The sequence below is a fragment of the Candidatus Hydrogenedentota bacterium genome, from assembly GCA_035416745.1.
In the GTDB taxonomy this organism is placed as follows: Bacteria; Hydrogenedentota; Hydrogenedentia; order Hydrogenedentales; family SLHB01; genus UBA2224.
The window spans coordinates 2,673-22,219 of record DAOLNV010000065.1 but is presented as its reverse complement, the minus strand read 5'-3'; the positions used below and the strand labels follow the sequence as shown (position 1 = coordinate 22,219).

Annotated in this window: 19 protein-coding genes; 15 read left to right on the top strand and 4 right to left on the bottom strand. The window is 58.9% G+C overall.

Features of this window, described 5'->3' with window-relative positions:
- The first annotated feature begins 99 nt into the window (after positions 1-99).
- Positions 100-1,008, top strand: coding sequence for a Stp1/IreP family PP2C-type Ser/Thr phosphatase (locus PLJ71_16835; GenBank protein ID HQM50356.1), 909 nt, complete (start codon positions 100-102; stop codon positions 1,006-1,008).
- 214 nt (positions 1,009-1,222) lie between these two features.
- Complete coding sequence (locus PLJ71_16830; GenBank protein ID HQM50355.1) at positions 1,223-1,924, top strand: PepSY-like domain-containing protein; 702 nt, start codon at positions 1,223-1,225, stop codon at positions 1,922-1,924.
- A gap of 117 nt (positions 1,925-2,041) precedes the next feature.
- Here the strand turns inward: PLJ71_16830 and PLJ71_16825 are convergent, their stop codons facing one another.
- Entirely contained in the window at positions 2,042-2,398 is a 357-nt protein-coding gene (locus PLJ71_16825; GenBank protein ID HQM50354.1) for a DUF202 domain-containing protein, read from the bottom strand.
- Between the two features lie 355 nt (positions 2,399-2,753).
- On the opposite strand from PLJ71_16825, the gene PLJ71_16820 reads away from it, so the two are divergent.
- On the top strand, positions 2,754-4,115 hold the full coding sequence (locus PLJ71_16820; protein ID HQM50353.1) for a phosphomannomutase/phosphoglucomutase: 1,362 nt from the start codon (positions 2,754-2,756) through the stop codon (positions 4,113-4,115).
- 95 nt (positions 4,116-4,210) lie between these two features.
- Here PLJ71_16820 and PLJ71_16815 read toward each other — a convergent pair whose 3' ends face one another.
- From PLJ71_16815 to PLJ71_16805, 3 genes are all read right to left on the bottom strand, one after another.
- The gene (locus PLJ71_16815) at positions 4,211-5,104 is read right to left on the bottom strand and encodes a DUF1559 domain-containing protein (protein ID HQM50352.1); all 894 of its coding nucleotides are present in this window, start codon (positions 5,102-5,104) and stop codon (positions 4,211-4,213) included.
- A gap of 360 nt (positions 5,105-5,464) precedes the next feature.
- Complete coding sequence (locus tag PLJ71_16810; GenBank protein ID HQM50351.1) at positions 5,465-6,361, bottom strand: PfkB family carbohydrate kinase; 897 nt, start codon at positions 6,359-6,361, stop codon at positions 5,465-5,467.
- 94 nt (positions 6,362-6,455) lie between these two features.
- A complete protein-coding gene (locus tag PLJ71_16805) occupies positions 6,456-7,118 on the bottom strand; it encodes a site-2 protease family protein (protein ID HQM50350.1) in 663 nt (220 codons plus the stop codon).
- 281 nt (positions 7,119-7,399) lie between these two features.
- Here PLJ71_16805 and PLJ71_16800 point away from each other — a divergent pair, with 281 nt between their 5' ends.
- From PLJ71_16800 to PLJ71_16745, 12 genes are all read left to right on the top strand, one after another.
- Positions 7,400-7,768 (top strand): HU family DNA-binding protein, encoded by a 369-nt coding sequence (locus PLJ71_16800; protein HQM50349.1) that lies wholly within the window; start codon positions 7,400-7,402, stop codon positions 7,766-7,768.
- Between the two features lie 223 nt (positions 7,769-7,991).
- Positions 7,992-8,687 (top strand): tRNA (adenosine(37)-N6)-threonylcarbamoyltransferase complex dimerization subunit type 1 TsaB, encoded by a 696-nt coding sequence (tsaB, locus tag PLJ71_16795; GenBank protein ID HQM50348.1) that lies wholly within the window; start codon positions 7,992-7,994, stop codon positions 8,685-8,687.
- The gene (rimI, locus tag PLJ71_16790; protein HQM50347.1) at positions 8,684-9,199 is read left to right on the top strand and encodes a ribosomal protein S18-alanine N-acetyltransferase; all 516 of its coding nucleotides are present in this window, start codon (positions 8,684-8,686) and stop codon (positions 9,197-9,199) included. The genes tsaB and rimI overlap by 4 nt, the downstream gene beginning before the upstream one ends.
- Positions 9,200-9,211: 12 nt before the next feature.
- Positions 9,212-11,800, top strand: coding sequence for a GH116 family glycosyl-hydrolase (locus PLJ71_16785; protein ID HQM50346.1), 2,589 nt, complete (start codon positions 9,212-9,214; stop codon positions 11,798-11,800).
- Positions 11,801-11,832: 32 nt separating this feature from the next.
- On the top strand, positions 11,833-12,378 hold the full coding sequence (locus PLJ71_16780) for an HAD hydrolase family protein (protein ID HQM50345.1): 546 nt from the start codon (positions 11,833-11,835) through the stop codon (positions 12,376-12,378).
- A 19-nt stretch (positions 12,379-12,397) separates the two neighbouring features.
- A complete protein-coding gene (gene coaE / locus PLJ71_16775; GenBank protein ID HQM50344.1) occupies positions 12,398-13,021 on the top strand; it encodes a dephospho-CoA kinase in 624 nt (207 codons plus the stop codon).
- A 578-nt stretch (positions 13,022-13,599) separates the two neighbouring features.
- Entirely contained in the window at positions 13,600-14,787 is a 1,188-nt protein-coding gene (locus PLJ71_16770) for a lysylphosphatidylglycerol synthase transmembrane domain-containing protein (protein ID HQM50343.1), read from the top strand.
- An 82-nt stretch (positions 14,788-14,869) separates the two neighbouring features.
- The gene (locus PLJ71_16765; GenBank protein ID HQM50342.1) at positions 14,870-15,646 is read left to right on the top strand and encodes a TIGR02757 family protein; all 777 of its coding nucleotides are present in this window, start codon (positions 14,870-14,872) and stop codon (positions 15,644-15,646) included.
- Positions 15,647-15,746: 100 nt separating this feature from the next.
- Positions 15,747-16,337, top strand: a complete 591-nt coding sequence (locus PLJ71_16760) for a peroxiredoxin (GenBank protein HQM50341.1) — start codon at positions 15,747-15,749, stop codon at positions 16,335-16,337.
- Between the two features lie 144 nt (positions 16,338-16,481).
- Complete coding sequence (locus tag PLJ71_16755; GenBank protein HQM50340.1) at positions 16,482-17,366, top strand: MaoC/PaaZ C-terminal domain-containing protein; 885 nt, start codon at positions 16,482-16,484, stop codon at positions 17,364-17,366.
- Between the two features lie 27 nt (positions 17,367-17,393).
- On the top strand, positions 17,394-18,722 hold the full coding sequence (locus PLJ71_16750; protein HQM50339.1) for a sialidase family protein: 1,329 nt from the start codon (positions 17,394-17,396) through the stop codon (positions 18,720-18,722).
- Positions 18,723-18,958: 236 nt separating this feature from the next.
- Positions 18,959-19,453, top strand: coding sequence for a ferritin (locus PLJ71_16745; protein ID HQM50338.1), 495 nt, complete (start codon positions 18,959-18,961; stop codon positions 19,451-19,453).
- Positions 19,454-19,547 lie beyond the last annotated feature (94 nt).

Here is a 19,547-nt window from a genome sequence, read left to right as displayed (position 1 = left end):
CAGGCCCCCCGTCGGAATACAATATTGTGATCGTTTCAGTGAAACAGCCCACCCGGAATGCCGGAAAGCAGCCGGCTTCCTAAAGGAAATCGCGGCCATATGGCCCCCAAACGCACTATAGAAGTCGGCCCGGCAAACGCGGAGAATTTTGAGTATTCCTGGAAATGCCCCGAGCTCCAGGTTCACCTGCTGTCGGACGTGGGTGAAAAGCGCGAACACAACGAAGACGGATGTATGCTTTGTGTCCCGGAAGATGCTTCCATGGTGCATGATCGAGGCCGGCTGTTTGCGGTCGCTGACGGCATGGGCGGGGTAAGTGGGGGCGCGCTTGCCAGTAAACTGGCGCTTCAGACGCTGGCTGATGTCTATTATTCGGGGCAAGAGGGGCAGTCTATTCCCGTGCGGATGCGCGCCGCCATTCGGGAAGCAAATCACAGGATTTTTGAGGAGGCCGAGAACCGCCCGGAATACTATGGGATGGGAACCACCGTATCCGCCCTTGTTCTCCATGGCAGCAACGCCTACGTCGCTCACGTGGGGGACAGCCGTGTGTACTTGAGCCGAAAGGGAGAGCCGCTTTTTCAGATCACGCACGACCACTCCCTTGTAGCTGAACAGCTCCGGGGCGGCATCATCTCGGAAGAGGAAGCGCGAAACCATTCGCTGAAGAATCTGATCACCCGCGCCGTCGGAACAAAAGAAGACGTGAAGGTCGACCTGTTCACGTTTCCGGTCAGGGAAAAGGATACGCTTCTTCTCTGTTCGGACGGTCTATGCGGCGTCCTTGAGGACACCGCAATACGCGAATCGATGGACATCGACAACCTGCAAGGCGCCTCACGCATGCTGGTTGGTAAAGCGCTCCAGAAGGGCGGACCCGACAATATCACGGTGACGCTTGTCCGGCTGCTGCGAGCGCCAGAGAAGACGGCGGTTCATCATGGCGCGCGTAAAGCTGCGTTGGGAAAGATTGGTTTCTTCGCCCGGCTCCGTTCGCTTTTCTCGTGAGAACGCCCTCCGGTACCGCACTTTGTGTTTCAATCTGCGGGGGCGGCCCTGAACGAGCTTCAGAGCGTTCCCCCTGGCGCCCCGGTGAAATGCGGCTCAGGATACGCCCCATCAGCCATGCAGGAACAGGCGAAGCGGAGTATAATTACACCCAGAACGTTCGGGTATTCACACACCGGAGCATACACGAGATCTTGATTGAAAAGAGAAGATTATGAAAACAGGTTATCTGACAGGTGGTGCGCTCATGGTCATCGCCCTTGTTGCTGGTGTTGTGGCGATCTCAGGGGCACTCGCGGAGGAGGAAGTCGCCCTGGATCAGTTGCCTCCCGCCGCCCGCGCCATGATCCAACAGCACGCGGAGCAAGGGCAGATTGTCGAAATTGAGAAAGAGACCGAGGATGGGCGAGTCGTCTACGAAGCAGAGATCGTCGTAAACGGCAAAGAAACCGAAATCCAGGTCTCGGCGAACGGAGAACTCCTCGAGACCGAAACCGAAGTCGAGGATAAAGACGCGGAAGATGAGGCGTCAATTTCGTGGGGACGTTTGCCGAAGGCTGTCCAGGAAGCGTTCACGAAGGCGATCCCCGCGATTCGGATTGACAGAGTGACCCGGGAGACCGAGGACGGCGTGGTGGTATATGAGGCCGAATACACGGTTGAGGGGACACCCCGCGAGGCAGAGGTGTTGGAAGACGGCCAGATTCTTGAGACCTCGGAACGAGTAGCCGCGGCGAAGTTGCCGGCCGCTGTTGCGGCAGCTGTGAAAGAACACTTCCCCGGCGCGGAGATCGAAGAAGCAGAAGCTGTCCACGTAACATACTACGAAATCGAGCTCGAGGTTCAAGATAAGGAGCAGGAGATTCGGGTCCTTCCAGATGGCCGTATCCTGGCCACCGAAGACGGCGAACATTGATGTCGCCCAGAAAGCCCGGAGACCATGCCTTGTGGCTAGTCGCGGGGCAAGTGCATGTGCCTGGAGGTCTGCACGGTTGTCCGGCATTTTCTGAACTTGTGGCGCGAAGTACGGGGCTTAGGGAGCCGCGTTTTCCTGCCCGCTGGCTGCTGACGATTGGGATTCGCCCGTAGGGGCGCCGGTGATGGGCATTGTATCTCGAATCAGGAGGATGGAACTGTTCATCTTGAAAAATCGAATGATGCCGATGATCCCGCAGATGATTCCAGCGGGCATGCAGGCCGCCCCGATGAGCATGAACCATCCCTGCTCAGAGAAGTGGACCATGGTGATGCCTGCGATAAACAGGGCTACCCCTGAGCGAAGATATGCGAGAAGGGTGCGCTCGTTTGCGAGCAGCGTTCGGTCTATGGCGAGTTCATCCCTCAATATCAACTGGGTGTCGGCAAATCTTGAATAGACGGGCGCCCGCATGCTCACGTCGTGTCCTCCTGAGCGACTCCAACTCGTGTTGGCGTATTGACCTTCTCGCGATTTCCGGGCCGTACCGCCCTTCAGCGCGTTTGAAAAAACTCCTGAGCCATACCATCCCGCCGAGACATCTCGTGCCGGAGTGCTTGCCGTCATAAACCGTTTCCTCTCTCGGCGCATTACAGTGTAGCACGGTGTTGGTGGGTTTCATAAGCTGAGCTGCGGGGGATTGCGGGGCAGCGAGACTTCGGGAGATGCGCCGCGGCACATCAACACGGATGTTGCGCGCGGAGCACGGGCTTGCTACCCTCTTAACCGATAGACTACCAGATACAGGGGAGGCGTTGCCGTTATGAAATTGAACCCGCAGATTTTCCGTGAATACGATATCCGGGGCATTGCCGGCACGGATGTGACCGAGGAGATTTACGAACGCCTCGGACAGGCCATCGTGGCGTACATGCGCGGCAAACGCAAGCACAATTGTCTCGTTGTTGCCCACGACGGGCGCCTGACTTCGCGCGCGTATGCCCATGCGGTCATGGACGGCATCACGGGGGCGGGTGTGAACGTGATCGACATCGGGCAGGTCCCAACGCCTTTGTGTTACTTCGGGCTGTTTACGTTGCCGGTCGACGGGGGCGTGATGATCACGGCCAGCCACAATCCGAAAGAGTACAACGGGATGAAGGTGGCGGTCGGCACGGCAACGATTCACGGCGAGGAAATCCAAAAACTATACAGGGTAGCCCTGCGCGAGAGTTTTCCCAAGGCGCGGAGACCGGTTACGATTGCGCGGATGGACCTGCTGCCGAAATATTTCGCCAGGGTGCTGCGCGGCATCACGGTAAAGCGCAAACTGAAGGTCGTGATCGATGCTGGCAACGGCGTGAGCGGGCCAGTAGGGGCGCCTTTGTACGAGCAGATGGGATGCGAGGTCATCCCGTTGTATTGCGACGTGGACGGCCGTTTCCCCAACCATCATCCCGACCCCACGGTGCCGAAGAATCTTACCAGACTCATCGCTACCGTGAAACGCACCAAGGCGGATTGCGGTATCGGGTTTGACGGAGACGGAGACCGCATCGGCGTGGTGAACGAGAAAGGTGAAGTGATCTTCGGCGATAAGCTGCTGATACTTTTTGCGCGCGACATCCTGAAACACAAGCCGGGCGCCACCATCATCTCCGAGGTGAAGGGATCGCGGACGTTGTACGCGGACATCGAGGCGCACGGGGGCAAGGCGATCATGTGGCGGACTGGCCACTCGCTCATCAAGGCGGCGATGAAAAAATTCCATGCCCAGCTCGCGGGCGAAATGAGCGGTCACATGTTTTTCAAGCACCGTTGGTACGGCTTCGACGACGCCGTATACGCGGGCGCGCGGCTGCTCGAGATCCTGGGCAACACAAAGAAACCCTTGAGCGTGCTGCTGGGAGATGTCCCGAAAACATATGTCACCGAGGAGATTCGGATCGCGACCGAGGAATCGAAGAAGTTTGATATCGTCAGGAAGGCGACCAGATACTTCAAAGACGATTTGGGATTGAAAGTGATCACCATAGATGGCGCGCGGATAGAATTCGAGGACGGCTGGGGACTGCTGCGCGCGTCGAATACATCGCCGGTTCTGGTGATGCGTTGCGAAGCCGACTCTCCGAAGCGGCTGAAAGAAATCAAGCACCTGATCGAGCGGAAAGTGAACGAACTCAACAAGTAGGTTCCTTGCGAACGGTTGCGCGTGGACACAGCATCGGCGGCGCCTCGAAAGAAGCGCCGCCGAAAAGTCCGTATCCAATAGCTCTGTCGTTCAGGTCACACCGAGCCCATGATAGCGCCAAAGGCTTTTGAAACCGGGCTCTCGCCAGGGTACCGAATGAACTCGACATGTCCATCCATGTACAGAACGTTGCATCCGCCCGGAACGTGGTTCATGAAGTCCACGTTCTTCGGGTTGATGTCATCGAACATGACGAAGATCTCGCTTTGCGCTTTCGCGCTGCCTGCGGGATTGTTGATGTCGGTGACGAAGAACCGTTCAATGCCTTCGCGAAGACGGTAGAGCGTCTTGTTGCCAACCGACGGTTCGCTTTCGAAAACCGCAAAGGTTGTATCCGTGCCGTCCTCCCAATCAGTGATCAAGTCGTTGAGCGCCGTTACAAAATCCATTTGGAATCCCGTTATGAGGGCCGTGACAAAATCCGGCCCGTTGAAAACGGCGTCGTTCTCGTCAACGCCCGCGTTTAGAAACTCTTTCACGCTGATTGCCCATGCAAAATAGTCATATGACGTCCCGCGGAATCTGCATGGATCCCATGGGAGGTCCGGATTCCCGAGTTCGTGCCAGCTATCCAATTCGGAATCCGAGTCGGACGGGCACCCGCCGATATTCGGATCGGTTAGATATTCAGGATAAATGGACGTGCCGTTTGGCACCAGTTCCGGATAGTTTGTGCGCGCGCACAGGCTGGTCGGATCCAATGGGTTTACATGGTCTTTGAACACTTGGTTCGGCGGGAACTTCTCGCCCTTGGCCTCGTTGGCATACATCTTGAACACGAGGCCCCATTGCTTGAGATTGTTTTGGCAACTTGCCCGGCGTGCCGATTCGCGCGCCCGGGCGAGCGCTGGCAGCAATATCGCCGCCAGAATGCCGATAATAGCGATGACTACCAGCAGTTCGATAAGTGTGAATCCTTTCTTACGCATGATTTCTGCCTCCCTTGGTTTGTTTTCGCGATAACTACACCATGTATCTATCGCCGCCGGAAACACTCCGGAAATGCACTTGCCAACCCTCTGACATGTTGTCAGGTATACGCCGATCCATGTTCTATGATAGTACCCAGAAGCGTTTTCGGCAAGAGGTTCTTGCGCGGCGCCCAAGAAACCAGCCAAATATCTGTCAGACCAATTGCTTAGAGAGCACAAACCTTCTATCGCAAAACACTCGGGGCGCTGCGCGCGTCGCGGAACAGGTTATGCCACAACGGGACAATCCTGAGGTCTTGTCGGGCCGGACAGGACGATATGCAGGCCTGTGGACGGATGCGCGAGCAAGTGCGGGTCTTAGAACTTCACCAGGGTTTTGAACCGCGCATACCGCTCGGCGATCCGCTTTCGGGTAAGCGTCACGAGCGGTCCCGGCCCAAAGTCCTCGCATGCGAACGACGCCACGACGCTTCCGTGAATTACCGCCTGGCGCAGGGTGGTCTTGTCGACGGAATCTTTCTGGGCGAGGTACCCGATGAACCCGCCCGCAAATGTATCGCCCGCGCCGGTCGGGTCAAGGACTTCGTCAAGAGGAAAGGCGGGCGCTGCAAAGAAACCGTCTTCCATGCACAGGAGACAACCGTGTTCGCCTTTCTTTACGACGACGATGCGGGGGCCCAGGGCGGTGATTTCCCGGGCGCCTTTGACGACATTGCTGCGTCCCGTGAGTTGTTTGACCTCGGAGTCGTTGATGATGATTGCATCGAGACGCGCCATCACCTGTTTCAATTCTTCCTGTGCGATATCGATCCACAGGTTCATGGTATCGAGGGCGATGAACGTGGGTTCGACTTGTTCGAGCACCTCCAGCTGGAGCGACGGATGAATATTGCCGAGAAAAAGATACTTGGCCTTCCGGGCCGCGCCAGGAAGTTTGGGGTGGAAATCTTCGAACACGTTAAGTTGTGTCTCGAGGGTATCCCGCTGATTCACATCATCGTGATAGCGGCCCGTCCAGCGAAAGGTCCTTCCTGGAGCGCGCTCGAGCCCTTCGAGGTTTATGCCCTGCCGCTCGAAGAGGTCAACGTACTCTTGCGGGAAATCGTCTCCGACCACGCCTACGAGGTTGACCGGCGCATAGTGGACGGCGGCGAGCGAGAAATAGGTGGCGGCTCCGCCGAGGCCTTCCTCATTCCTGCCCGCGGGCGTTTCTACGGTGTCCAGGGCCACGGAACCGACTACGGTAATGCTCATGCGAAGGTTACTCCTTGCTGGTCGACACTGGCCGCGATCCTACACGAGAACAAACCGGCGGCGCCAAGTTTGAGCGGTCATGTGAAGCGTTTCCTCATCCCGCGGTTGACACGCCGAGCCCCCCAAACAGGAGAAACATGACAAGGTCCCGGAGGAAGGCCAGTGGCGCGCCGAGACCGTACCGCATAATTAGCAGGGCGATAAGGATTCCCCATGGCCCTATCCTATCCATGACACGTTGGCCGGCGGGCGGCAGAAAGGCATAGAGAACATGATGGCCGTCGAGGGGAGGCACAGGAATCAGGTTGAATAACATCAAGACAAGGTTGATGTGCACCAAGAGGATGAGGAGGAAGACCCATGGCGAATCCGCAAGCGTTGAGATGTCCGGGTCAAGAAGGTAGAAAGCCACGCGTGCCCCAAAGACCAGAACAAGCAGCTGAAACAGGTGAGAAAACGGTCCTGCCAGGGCGACAACTACGGGTCCCCAGCGCCGGTTCTTGAGATTTGTCGGCTGGAACGGTACCGGTTTGGCCCAGCCGAATACGGGCAACCCCGTCATCATCATGGTCAAGGGAAACAGCACCGTACCGAAGGGATCTATGTGCGCCAAGGGGTTAAGGGTGATGCGTCCCAGCAGGCGTCCGGTAGGGTCTCCTGCGCGCTCAGCGGCCCAGGCGTGAGCAGCCTCATGCAGGGTAAGGCAGAACAGGAGGCAGACATACGCAGCAAGTATTTCAGCGATTGGCACGTCCATGAGCGTACACGCAGGGCCCAAATGTCAAGAAATGATTCTAAATCAATCACTTAGGAAGATTCAACCTCCCGCCGTTCCTTTATGGAGGCGGGAATCATACGCTGGCGAGAAGTGGTTGACTTCGTAGACAATCATCGATAAGATGACTGTACGAAAAGATTTGCAAAGAACCGGCAGTATTCGTATAATGCACGTACGCGAAGCCGCGGTGCAGCGAGTCAGCCTGTCACGAGACATGAAGTTTCCGTTCAGGCTGGCGAGGAGGGTTTAATTCCGTGACAATGACCAAGCGCGAGTTGGTAATCAGAGTGGCCAATAAGCTTGGGATAACCCAAAGCACAGTGGCCAAGATTATCGAAGGGGCCTTCGAGACCATCTCGCAGACACTTGCGGAAGGCAAACGTTGGGAATTGCGCGATTTTGGGGTTTTTGAGGTGAAGACCCGCGCATCGCGCATTGGCCGCAATCCGCGAACTGGGGAGCAAGTCCCCGTGCCTGAACGGAAGGTGGTTACGTTTCGGCCCGGCAAGAAGATGAAAGAATTGATATGCGGCACGGAGCCGACAGCATACGCTGAGCAGAAAGGCCGCCAGCAGGAAGCCGCACCCGGGGACTCGTCGGGTGATCCCCCGGAAACTCCTACCTTCTAAAGGCTTAAGAGATGCCGTTGTTTGCCAGGCCGCAAGCCCGGACGGGTTATGCGGCCGTTTTTGTACTTCAGGACCGTTCCTGATGTCGAAGTGGTCTGTTTGACTTTGGTCTGCCCGCAGCCTGCGCGGCGGGCAATGGCCATGAGGCGGGTCTCGAGCGGGCGCCTGAGGCGGCACTTCCAAATCATTGACCTACGAACGCTTACAACCGTATGATCCAACCATGATAATCCTATCGGCAGATACTGCTACAAGCGTCAACTCGGTCGCGGTATGCAAGGACGGCCAGATCCTGGCGGAATCGGTGGTAACGTGCGGACGCACCCACGCAGAGCGGCTGCTGGACACGGTAACGTGGGTATTACGAGAGGCGGGCGTTGCTTTGGAACGCGTCGACGCGCTGGCTATCAGCAAAGGACCGGGCTCGTTCACGGGGTTGCGCGTTGGAGTGGCAACGTGGAAAGGTCTGGCGCTCGGGCGGGGACTTCCCCTGGTTGGCGTCCCTACGCTGGCAGCTCTGTCGCGGGTTCCGGGTCCGGTTGCAGGGCTTGTCTGCCCTGTTCTTGACGCGCGTATGGGAGAGGTGTTTGCGGCGGCGTACCAAGTGGACTCAGGCCTCCGGGAGCAGGTGCTTCCGGATTGCGTGGCGAGCATTGAGACGGTGGCCGAGAAATTGAAGGGCCGCCGGGTGACGATGTTCGGAGACGGTGTCAGGGCATATCGAGAGCGTATTGCGGCGTGTCTTCCCGGCATCCGGCTTCTTCCCGAGACATTCTGGGCGCCACGGGCGTCGGCTGTGGGGTGCGAAGCTCTCGAGATGCTGCTCGCAGGGTGCAAGGCCGATCCGGCGGCTGTGCAACCGGTATACCTTCGAAAATCACAAGCAGAGCAAAACCGGGAAGAAGCGACCGGCTCATGAGCGCACCGAATACAGCCCGGCCCGTCTTTTTGAGGCTTGCCGAGAAGTACCTCGACGAAATCATGGATATTGAAGTGGAAGCATATCCCGAACCGTGGTCGCGCAACATGTTTTACGATGAGCTTCGCAACAACCGCTCGTATTTTTATGTGATGGTATTGGGCAGACAGGTGGTGGGATATGGCGGATTCTGGCTGGTGCTGGACGAGGCGCACATCACGAGCGTGACGGTCCGCGATACGTTTCGCGGACTTGGTCTTGGGCGCGAACTGACGCAGTACCTCGTGGATATTGCCGGGCAAGCGGGAGCGCGCATTGCGACGCTCGAGGTCCGCGAATCCAATATCCGGGCACGAACCCTTTACGAGACGTTTGGGTTCCGTCAAATCGCCCGCAGGAAAGGATACTATCCCCGAAGCGGCGAGGACGCGATTGTGATGCTGCTTGAACTGGGCAAGGGTCCTCAACCCGGCCGTACCGCGGGGCGTGAGAGCGGAAATGAAATAAGATGAAAGCTGGGGGACATGGCGGCTGACTCAAGAGCAAACCAGCGGCGACCGCGACCTGCGGCCATATCCAAGAATTCGAACAAGGACGCTCCTCCGGTAACGTGGGGCGTGCCCCTCGGGGGCATTGGCACGGGATGTATTGAGCTCGGAAGCGACAACCGGTTCCGCAACATCACGATCAACAATAATCGGGACGTGAAGACGCGTATTTCGCTTAGTTCGCGGGCCTTTCTGGCGATACGCACGGTTCGGCAAGGGCGGGTCCAGACCCGTTTTCTTCAGCCGGCATGTGAATTGCCGTTTGCCGAGGCCGGGGTTGTTCCCGCCTTCACCCCGGTGAACGAGTTGACGTGGCGTGCCCTTTACCCGTGTTCCCTTTACAAACTCAATGCGCAAGATGCGCCGGTGGAACTGTCGTGGCGGGCCATGACGCCGGTCGTGCCCCATGACGTGGCGGCATCCAACATCCCAGTGCTCTTCTTGAGCGTGTCGGTGCGCAACCCCGGTCTTACGCCAGTCCACGTTTCATTTGTCTTCAACTGGGAGAACCTGTGCGGTTGCTCGCGCGGCAACTATCCGGCGCGCCGGGGGAGCTTTTCCCCGGTTTACTACCGCGACAAGTCGGACGCAGCGCACTTCCAGGGGTTGAGCTTCGGCAAAAGCAGCGATTTCGAGAACAATGCCGAAGGCAACTATGCACTGATGGCCCAGCCGCAATTGGGCCAGGAGATCAGCGTCCTGGGATGGAACGGAGGCGACCCGTCGGAGCTGGACACGTTTTGGCAGCAGTTCCATTACGACGGCCGCCTGGCCAACCAGGTTTCGAGAAGTCCCGCCGCGCACTCGGCCGCAGTGTGCTGCACCCGGGAACTGCCGCCCCACCAGGAGTGCCGTTATCTGTTCGGGCTGAGCTGGTACTGTCCGCGATTTGAAGTCGAGGGCAGGGACTATGGCAATCGATACACCCAGACGTTTGATAGTGCGGTTGACGTGGGGCAGCGCGCCCTTCGGAACGTGAACTTCTACTTCCGGTCGGTCGAGAACTGGCAGAATGCCCTTCTTGCCTCATCGCTCCCCCACTGGTTCTCGCGCATGCTCATCAACAGTTGCGCGACGTTTTCGACGAACACGCTGCTGACGCGGGAAGGCGAATTTGGCATGTTCGAGACGCCGGAAGACCCAATGACGGGATGCCTCGACAAACGCCTGTATAGTTCGCTGGCTACGCTCCTGCTCTTTCCGGAATTGGAGGAAGCGGAGTTCAAGGCGCTGGCCAGCGCGATCCGGAAGACCGAGCCGGGCCGCTGCGTGCGGTACCTGGGCCGGATGGGATTGGACGCTCCGGGCGATGGACCGGCCACCGATGAACTAGCCGATCTCGGGCCGAAATTCGTGTTGATGGCTTGCCGGAACTTCCGTATTACGGGCAAGCGGCAGATGGCCGAAAAGCTGTTTCCAAGGTTGCAGGCGGCCATGGCCCATGTGGCGTCCCTGGACAAGCTTGGGGCCGGGCTGCCGCAGCAGTCCGGATGCTCGACCATGTACGAGGGGTGGGTGGCCGAAGGCGTCAACAGCTATACGTCAGGACTTTGGATCGCGACGCTCGGGGCGTACGCCGCTCTTGCGGAGGTTCTGGGCAAAACCAGTGAGGCGGAGCGCTACCGAGCCCTTTCCGCGAAGGCGGTCGAGCGCTTTGAGTCGCTATTGTGGGATGAGCAACACGGGTACTACCTGCATTGTGCGCCGGGTTCGAGGGAGCGCTTACAACCGGAGGAGTGGCAACTGGGGTGCCACACGGGCCAGCTCGCCGGAGAATGGTACGCGGGATGGCTGGGCGCCGGTCCCCTTTTCGAGCCGGGCCGGGTACTCCGCGCACTAGGCACCATACAACGGTTGAACGAGCGGAAATTCGGGATGGTCAAGGCCACTATGCCGGACGGCTATCCGTGTGAGAATCCCCCGGGCGCGGAGGAGGATCCGTATAGCGAACACGGGTGGCCGGGAATGACGCTTGCGCATTTCGCCTGCTTGTTGTTGCAGAGCGGACGCCCGGATCACGGCCTTTACATGATCAAGAACATTTTCAGGTGCGTCTGGATGAAGGGTGCGCGCGCTTTCAATCATCCGTTGAGCTGGGACTGCAACGCCAACAAGCCACGGGATAGAGGCCAGGACCGCCACATGACCGCTTTGTCCGTTTGGCATGCGTATGAATCGCTGCACGGGGTTTTCATGGACGCCTTGGAACACGTGCTTTGGGTACGTCCGCACCTGCCCAAAGGAGTGCGTTTTCTGAACGTTCCTCTTTTCTCGCCGGCGGGGCTGTCGTGGGTGCGCATGGAAAAGGAAGCCTCGCCATCGAACAAGACGCAGGTTCAACTCCTTTTCCAGCAATCGGTGCTTCTGAACAAGATCGTATTGGGGGCGGAATTGGCTTCCATGCCTTGTGAAGTGACGTGTTTGACGGACACAGAAGCGGTAGAGGCATCCATTGACCGTGCGGAAGGGAAGGGAGAACAACTCCTGCACGTCCGGCTGATACGTCCGACGGTCGTGCAAGGGATGCTCTCTATCGTCATATCTTCAAAAGGCAAACGAAAATAACCGCATGTTTTGACGCGCCACAGGAGCACGTGATGTCGACCACGTTGGATACCAGGCTGAAGCGAGTTCGTTTCCTCGTCTCGGATGTTGACGGGGTTTTGACTGACGGCGCAATAGCGTTCGATGGCGAAGGCCGTCCCTTTCGGACGGTATGCGTCAGGGACGTCACTGCGCTTACCATGTGGCATCTTGTGGAGGGCAAGACGGCACTGGTATCCGGTCTTGGCAGCAAGGCCCTCGAAGCCATTGCCGCGACGTGGAAATGCGCGGAATGCCATATGTGGGTCAAGAACAAGCTGCGTGTTTGTGAAGAAGTGGCCGCGCGCCACGGCCTGTCCATGGAAGAACTTGCCTTTATCGGCGACGATATCATCGATGTGCGGGCTATATCGGCTGTGGGCCTGGGAGTGGCGGTGGCCGATGCGGCGCCCGAGGCCAGACAGGCTGCGCATTTCGTGACCGGCGGGGCCGGCGGAAAAGGCGCCGTGCGCGAGCTTATCGAGCACATATTGAGGGCACAAGGCCGTTACGAAGAGGCGCTCGAACGATACATGGCCCGAGAGGATTCTCCCCAATGACGAATCAAGAAAAGGGAACATGATGGGCGGCGAACACAAGACTCGCGTCATCGGGCTTACGGGCGGCACGGGAAGCGGAAAATCGGTGGCAGCGCGCCGATTCGAGCAGCTGGGCTTCCCCATCCTCGATGCGGACTCGATCGGGCACGAACTTCTCCTTCCCGGCGGAGACGCCGAAGCCGGCGTCATTGCGGCTTTCGGGGACGATATCGTATCCGATGCGCGCATTGACCGGAGCAAGCTTGGCGCGCGGGTCTTCGCCGACCCCGATGCGCGACAAAGACTGAACGCCATCGTTCATCCGCGAATTAAGAAGGAGATCAAACGCAGAATTCAATCCCTGGCCGAAGAAGGCCATAGGACCGTGATCGTTGATGCCGCGCTGATCGGGGAATCCGGCGAACGGGAGCCCTGCCTTGACGGTGTCATCCTGGTGACGTGCCCGGAAGAGATCCGCGTGCAACGGCTGATCAAAGCGCGCGAGCTCACCCGTGACGAGGCCCTGCGGAGGGTTCGGGCGCAGACCCCTCCCGAGAATAAACTTGCGATTGCGGACTGGGTGTTGGACAATGAGGGTAGTGTGAAGGACTTTTTGGAAAGTGTGGAGCGCGTGGCTTTGGAGCTGAGAGCTGATGAAGGTTAACCTTGCAAATTGCAGGCAATGCGGCGCCATAACCCAGGCTGACGAGAATCAGGGACTGTGCAGAGCCTGTGCATTGCGCCGGGTCGAGCAATTGGAAGCCGTATACCGCGCTTTGGATAAGTTAGACGAAGGCGAGCTGAGTCTGGACAAACTGGCGGAGGCCTCCGGGCTTTCGCCGGCTGTCGTGAAGCAGCTGGTGCGCCGGACGTCGGTATTGCGCCGGGACTTGGAACGCAAATCCCCTCGACTTTGCACCCGCTGCCAAAAACAGGCGGTGGAAGAGGATTCGAGTTTGTGCCTATCGTGCCGTCTGCTCCTTTTTGAGCGGCTGCGAACCGCGTACGATGAGCTGCGGCACAAAGCAGACCGCCGACGGAAGCAGAAGCGGGGGTGGCTTCCTCCGGATGAAGAAAGCCGCTCCACTGTCGTGGAAGCCTTCAAGAAAAAGCGTGGAAAAGCGCCTTTGCGCAAGTTGGACCCGACTCCGAAAAGCCGTTTCCGTTCCTGAAAGATTACGCCGTCCGAGACTGCCGGGATGTGCCCCGGAAGCCCAGCTCGATTTGGTGGGAGACTCTTCGTTGCGCACAAGAATCAAGCAGACCATACAGGGCGCTATCGGCCTGGCCATCGGCGTGTTCATTCTCTGGTGGATGTTTCAGGGGACGAGTTGGGCCGGCTTGAAGCGCTCCTTTGGAGAGATGCGCTGGGGCTGGATTGTGCTTGCGGTGACCTTTATCGGGGTGAGTTTCCTTGGCCGCGTGAAACGCTGGAGCTACGTCGTGCGAGCGGCCGAGCCCAGGGCCTCCTTCCGGAGCATGTTCTCGGCAACGCAAATTGGGTTTCTAGCCAATTTCACGCTTCCGGCCCGGATCGGGGAACTTGTCCGGGCAATCGTCTTGGCAAGACTGACGGGCCTCGCGGTGGCGCGCAGTTTCGCATTGGTTGCGCTGGACCGGGTCAACGATCTTATCGGGCTTATTGCGGTTATGGCGATAGCCTTGCTGGCATACCGGCCCGAGAAAAACATCGAGATCCCGGGCGAGCTGTTTCGCAGCGATTCCCCGATACTGATTCCGGCCAGCGCGTACCATACGGGCGCCTTGGGCGCGGCAGTGTTTCTGGTTGCCGTGATAACCGTGTTCGTGCTGCTGTATGTCAGTAAGAAGCTGGTCCTGCGCGTGTCAGACGGCATATTCGGGTTCTTGAGCGCGCGTTTGTCGTTTTTTAAGCCGGCGGCCTCGGCGTGCGGCAGATTGGGCGGTTGGTCGCACCACCTGCTTGAGCAGTTCGCGCAGGGACTTGACGTATTCCGGTCAGCGCCGGACATGGCTAAATCCGTGGGCTACAACCTGGCGACATGGGCCTGTTTCGTGGCCGTGCTTCAGTGCATGCTGTTTGCCTTCGGGATCGAGTCTCCATGGTACACGGTATTTGTGATGCAGGCGGCTTTGGCCATTGCCATCAGCGTGCCGGGCACGCCCGGCTTCGTAGGCCAATTCCAGGTGCCGCTGGTCGCGTCCCTGAAGCTCGTGTCGCCCGAAGTGTCGTACGACGACGCCCTTGCCTTGGCTATACTGACTCATGCAATCAACGCGGGCATGGTGATTGTCACAGGTCTGGGATGCCTTCAGCTCGAGGGTCTGCACCTCCTTCAACTCTCGGACGAGGGCGTCCGGAAAAAGAGCGGTCTCCATGCGTCCCCGGAGACCGGCGCCGTTCTCGAAGAAGATGCAAAGCCAAAGACTGCCACGCGCGAGACCCCCTGAGCACGGTATGCCGCGGCATCGTTCGTCACGTGTGCACGAGCCCCCTCCCCTGCCCGCGGGCGGCCTGTCTCCTCTTGTGAGAATGCGCCTGGAAGCGCTGTACAGGTGTTACAACCATCGGGAGTTCGTTCATCCGGACCCATTGGAATTGCTGTATGCCTACAAGGATCCCCGGGATCGTGAAATTGCGGGAATGGTAGCTTCTACTCTGGCGTTCGGCAGAGTGTCCCAGATATTGAACAGCGCTGGGGCGGTACTGTCGCAGCTGGGGAAACCCCGGCAGGCGCTGGAAAGAGCGACGCGCTCGGGGCTGGAGAAAGCATTCGCGGGGTTCAGGCACCGGTTTGTCGCCGGCCGGGAATTGGTGGACCTGTTGTACGCGGTGAAGTCGATTACGGAACGGTGGGGAACGCTCGAAGCGGCGTTTCTGGATGGGTTCCAGGAGTCTGACGAGACGGTACTGGCAGCCGCGGAACGGTTTGTATCGGCGCTGCGCGCGTCATGCGGATGCGATGTCAACTACCTCTTGCCGCAACCGGAACGCGGAAGCGCATGCAAGCGCCTTCACCTGTTTCTCCGCTGGATGATACGCCGCGACGAGGTGGACCCGGGCGGCTGGGAGAGCATACCGGCGAGCAAGCTGGTATGCCCGGTGGATACGCACATGCACAGAATCGGGCGTGCCCTGGGTTTTACCCGGAGAGCACGGCCGGATGGGCGTTGCGCGCTCGAGATCACCGGGGCCCTGCGTGCGGCAGACCCCGCAGACCCCGTGCGCTTCGATTTCGGGCTGACGCGGCTCGGGATCCGGCGAGACGGCGACGTGGCCGGGTTCATTCGAGCGTGCGGAAGGAAATGAATCGCGTTTGCGAATTGTTTAGAGCACAGTGGGGTACCCATGTGGCAAGACACGCCGGGTGTCGTGAAATGGCAAAAGCAGTAAGCGAGGAGAAACGGCCATGACGAGTTTGGTTACACAGAAAGCACCGGATTTCACAGCGGAAACAGTAATGCCCGACAACTCGATCGCGCCGAAGAGTCTGTCGGACCTGCGCGGCGGAAAGTACGCCGTGTTGTTCTTCTACCCGCTGGATTTTACCTTTGTATGCCCGTCGGAGATCCTGGCTTTCGACAAGGCGCTCGGTGAATTCAAGAAGCGCAACTGCCAGGTGATCGGGGTCTCGGTCGATTCCCAGTTCACGCATCTGGCATGGAAGAACACCCCGCGAGAGAAGGGCGGCATCGGCAACGTGCAGTTCCCGCTGGTAGCCGACCTCAGCAAGGACATCGCCCGCAGCTACGGCGTGCTGTTCAATAATACCGTCGCCTTGCGCGGGTTGTTCCTCATAGACAAGGATGGCGTGATCCGGCACGCCGTCATCAACGACCTGCCATTGGGCCGGAACGTCTCGGAGGCGCTTCGCATGCTCGACGCGCTTCAGTTTACGGAGAAATACGGCGAGGTCTGCCCGGCGAACTGGAAAGCCGGAGAAGACGGCATGAAGGCCACGGCGGATGGCGTAGCGGAATATCTGACGAAGCACAGCTGATTTCCTGCTCAACTATCTTCACTGGGGCGCTGAAACGGGTTTTCGGCGCCCCATGCTTCTTTGAGGGCCATCCGGGGACACAACCCTCAAGTTTTTATTTTGATGGCCTGACGTGATAAGGTTCCGCTTCAGGAGGTATTGGCATTGGCATTACAACTTGACTCACAACATGTTGGCTGCTGGACAAAACCGCGTTTTGTTGAGGTGGGATGGCGGGAATCCATGAATTTTGCCGCCTCGGTGGGCGATAACAACCCGTACTATTTCGACGATACGCGTGAGGGCGGAATCATCGCCCCTCCCATGCTTGTGGCAGCGCTCACCTGGCCGATCTACGTGAAGCGCCATGAGTTCTGGGGCATGGAGGGGTGGCCGGAGGAGGTTTACGCGCGCCAAGTCCATTTGACGGAGGCAATTATCATGCACCGGCCTCTCCGGCCTGGAGATAGTCTGGCCATCCGGGGCCAGATCTACGGGGTGCTGCCCCAGCGGGGAGGCACGTTGTCGATCGTACGGTTCGAGGCCGAGGACGCCAACGGTGAACCGGTGTTCACGGAATACGGAGGCGCTTTTTATCGCGGGGTGCGCTGTGCTGATGAGGGGCGCACCGATGGGGAAATCTACGCGGCTCCACCCGTTCCGGAAACGAATGGGGTGGTGTGGGACGAGACGATCCACATCGATCCGCTGACGGCGCACGTCTACGACGGCTGTACGGACCTCTCGTTTCCCATCCACACATCAAAGAAATTCGCTCAGGGCGTGGGTCTTCCTGCGCCGATCTTACAGGGCACCGCGACGCTGGCGATCTCCCTGCGCGAACTGGTCAACCGGGAGGCGGCAGGCGAGCCCGCACGGTTGAAAGAGCTGAGCTGCACCTTCCGCGGGATGGTCATACCAGGCTCGGACATCCACCTTCGGCTGCTGGCGAAGAACACGTCCGGCAAGGGCGTGCATCTGTTCTACGAAGCCTTCAATGATCAGGGCAAGAAAGCGATCGCTGACGGGTACGTTCTATTGTCGGCATAAGCGGTCGGGGAACCCGGGAGAAGCATCATGCGCCGCAGAACGTTCATTCAGTCCGCTGTCTTGGGTCCGGCCCTGGCGGGTGCTGCTTTCGGCGGCGAGGGCTCGACAACCGAAGCGCTCCCCTTGGTAGCCAACGACTTCGTGAAGGTGTACGAGTCTCCGGATGCGCTTCAGGTATTTTCGTACAGCCCGGGCTTGGCGGTATTGCCGGGCGGGAGGCTTGTAGCGACACTCGACCTGAACGGACCCGCCTATGCTGGCAAGACGGGCATAGACGCATACCGTGGCCGCATCTACACCAGCGATGACCGCGGACAGACCTGGACCATCCGGGCAAGTACGCCCATGATTCATGCGCGGCCGTTTGTCGCGGGCGATGCGGTATACGTATTGGGACATCGCGGAGACCTGGGCATTGTGCGCTCGACTGACTCGGGCGCGACGTGGGGCGAGGTCTCCTGGCTGACGGAGCGCGAGCATTGGCACCAGGCCCCCTGCAACGTTCATTATGCGAATGGCCGTGTCTACCTGGTAATGGAGAAGGATACGGACCCCTCGCTGCCGGTGTGGCCGGTTTCGGTGCTTGCGCCCGTGGTGATGGCCGCGAATGTAACGGATGATTTGACCAGGCGCGACGCGTGGACGTTTTCGAACGCTCTTTCGTACCGCGACGCCATCGCCGCGGCCGGGCCGCCCCACCTGCTCGGCGTGCCGTTCTTCACGCCAGGCAATACGGCCCCGGAAAACGCGAAGATACGCCGGCCCATGGCGCCTCCGGGATGGTTGGAGACGAATGTCGTGCAGTTTGTGGATCCCAACCACGTATGGCACGACCCGGCGGGGCGGACATTTCATTTGTGGATGCGGGCCCATACAGGTTCAACCAATCTGGCAGCCATCGCCAGAGCAGTCGAGTCCGAGGATGGGAGTCTCACCGTATCGCTCGAGCATGCGCCCTCGGGAGAACCCATGCTGTTCGTGCCCTGCCCCGGCGGGCAGATGAAGTTTCATATCGTCTACGACGAGAAGACAACGCTGTTCTGGCTGTTATCTTCGCAGGCGACGGACTCGATGACGCGCCCGGACCGGCTGACGGATGACCGGTTCGACCTGCCGAATAACGAGCGGCATCGATTGGTGCTGCATTTTTCGAAGAATTGCGTGGATTGGTGTTTTGCGGCGCGGGTGGCAGACTCGAAGGCCTACGGCCAAGCGCGCCATTACGCCTCGATGGCGATAGACGGGGACGATTTGCACGTTTTGTCGAGGTCGGGCGACGAACGGGCCAAGAGCGCCCACGACGGCAACATTATTACGTTTCACACGGTGCGCCATTTTCGGGACCTCGTGTACTAGGGTCCCGGGCAAGGTCAATGGAATGAATGCCTTGCGCTTCTTGTTCTTCTGAACGGTTGGTAGTATTATGCCGCTGCCGGCGCGGTAGTAGGCCGGTACGGCGCAAGAAGGAAAACATTCTACGTCGCTGGCAATCCTGGGGTTCCGCAGCGGAACTTCAGGGAGGCGAGCCGCTACGGCGGAAACGGTCGGGGTGTGAAGACGTAGCGCCCCCGCCAAGCGCGAAAGGAAGTACCATGGTCAGTAAGAAGATGGAAAAAGCACTAAACAAACAGATCACCGCTGAGATGTACTCGGCATACCTCTACGCCGCAATGGGCGCGTATTTCGACTCCCAGAACCTCGACGGGTTCGCCAAATGGATGAGAGCCCAGGCCAAAGAAGAAATGGGCCACGCGATGAAGCTCTACCATTACATCGTCGAAACGGGCGGCAGGGTCATCTTTGAAGCTATCGACAAGCCCCAGGCGGAGTTCGGCAAGCCGGTCAAGGTATTCGAGGAAGTCTTGAAGCACGAACGCAAGGTTACGAAGCTCATCGACGGCCTGGTGGAGCTTGCGCGCCAAGAGAAAGACTTTGCGACGGACAACTTCCTGCAATGGTTTGTCGCGGAACAGGTGGAAGAAGAAGCGACCGCCGACGGCATCCTGCAGAAGCTGAAGATGATCGGCGAACATCCGCACGGCATCTTCATGATGAACGCCAAGCTCGGCGAACGGTCCGGGTCCTGAGTGGACACCGGAAGGAAACCGGCGAACGATACCCCGTTTTGAGAGAAACGTGACTCGAAAATGAGGCGGGCTCGCGAGAGCCCGCCTTTCTCGT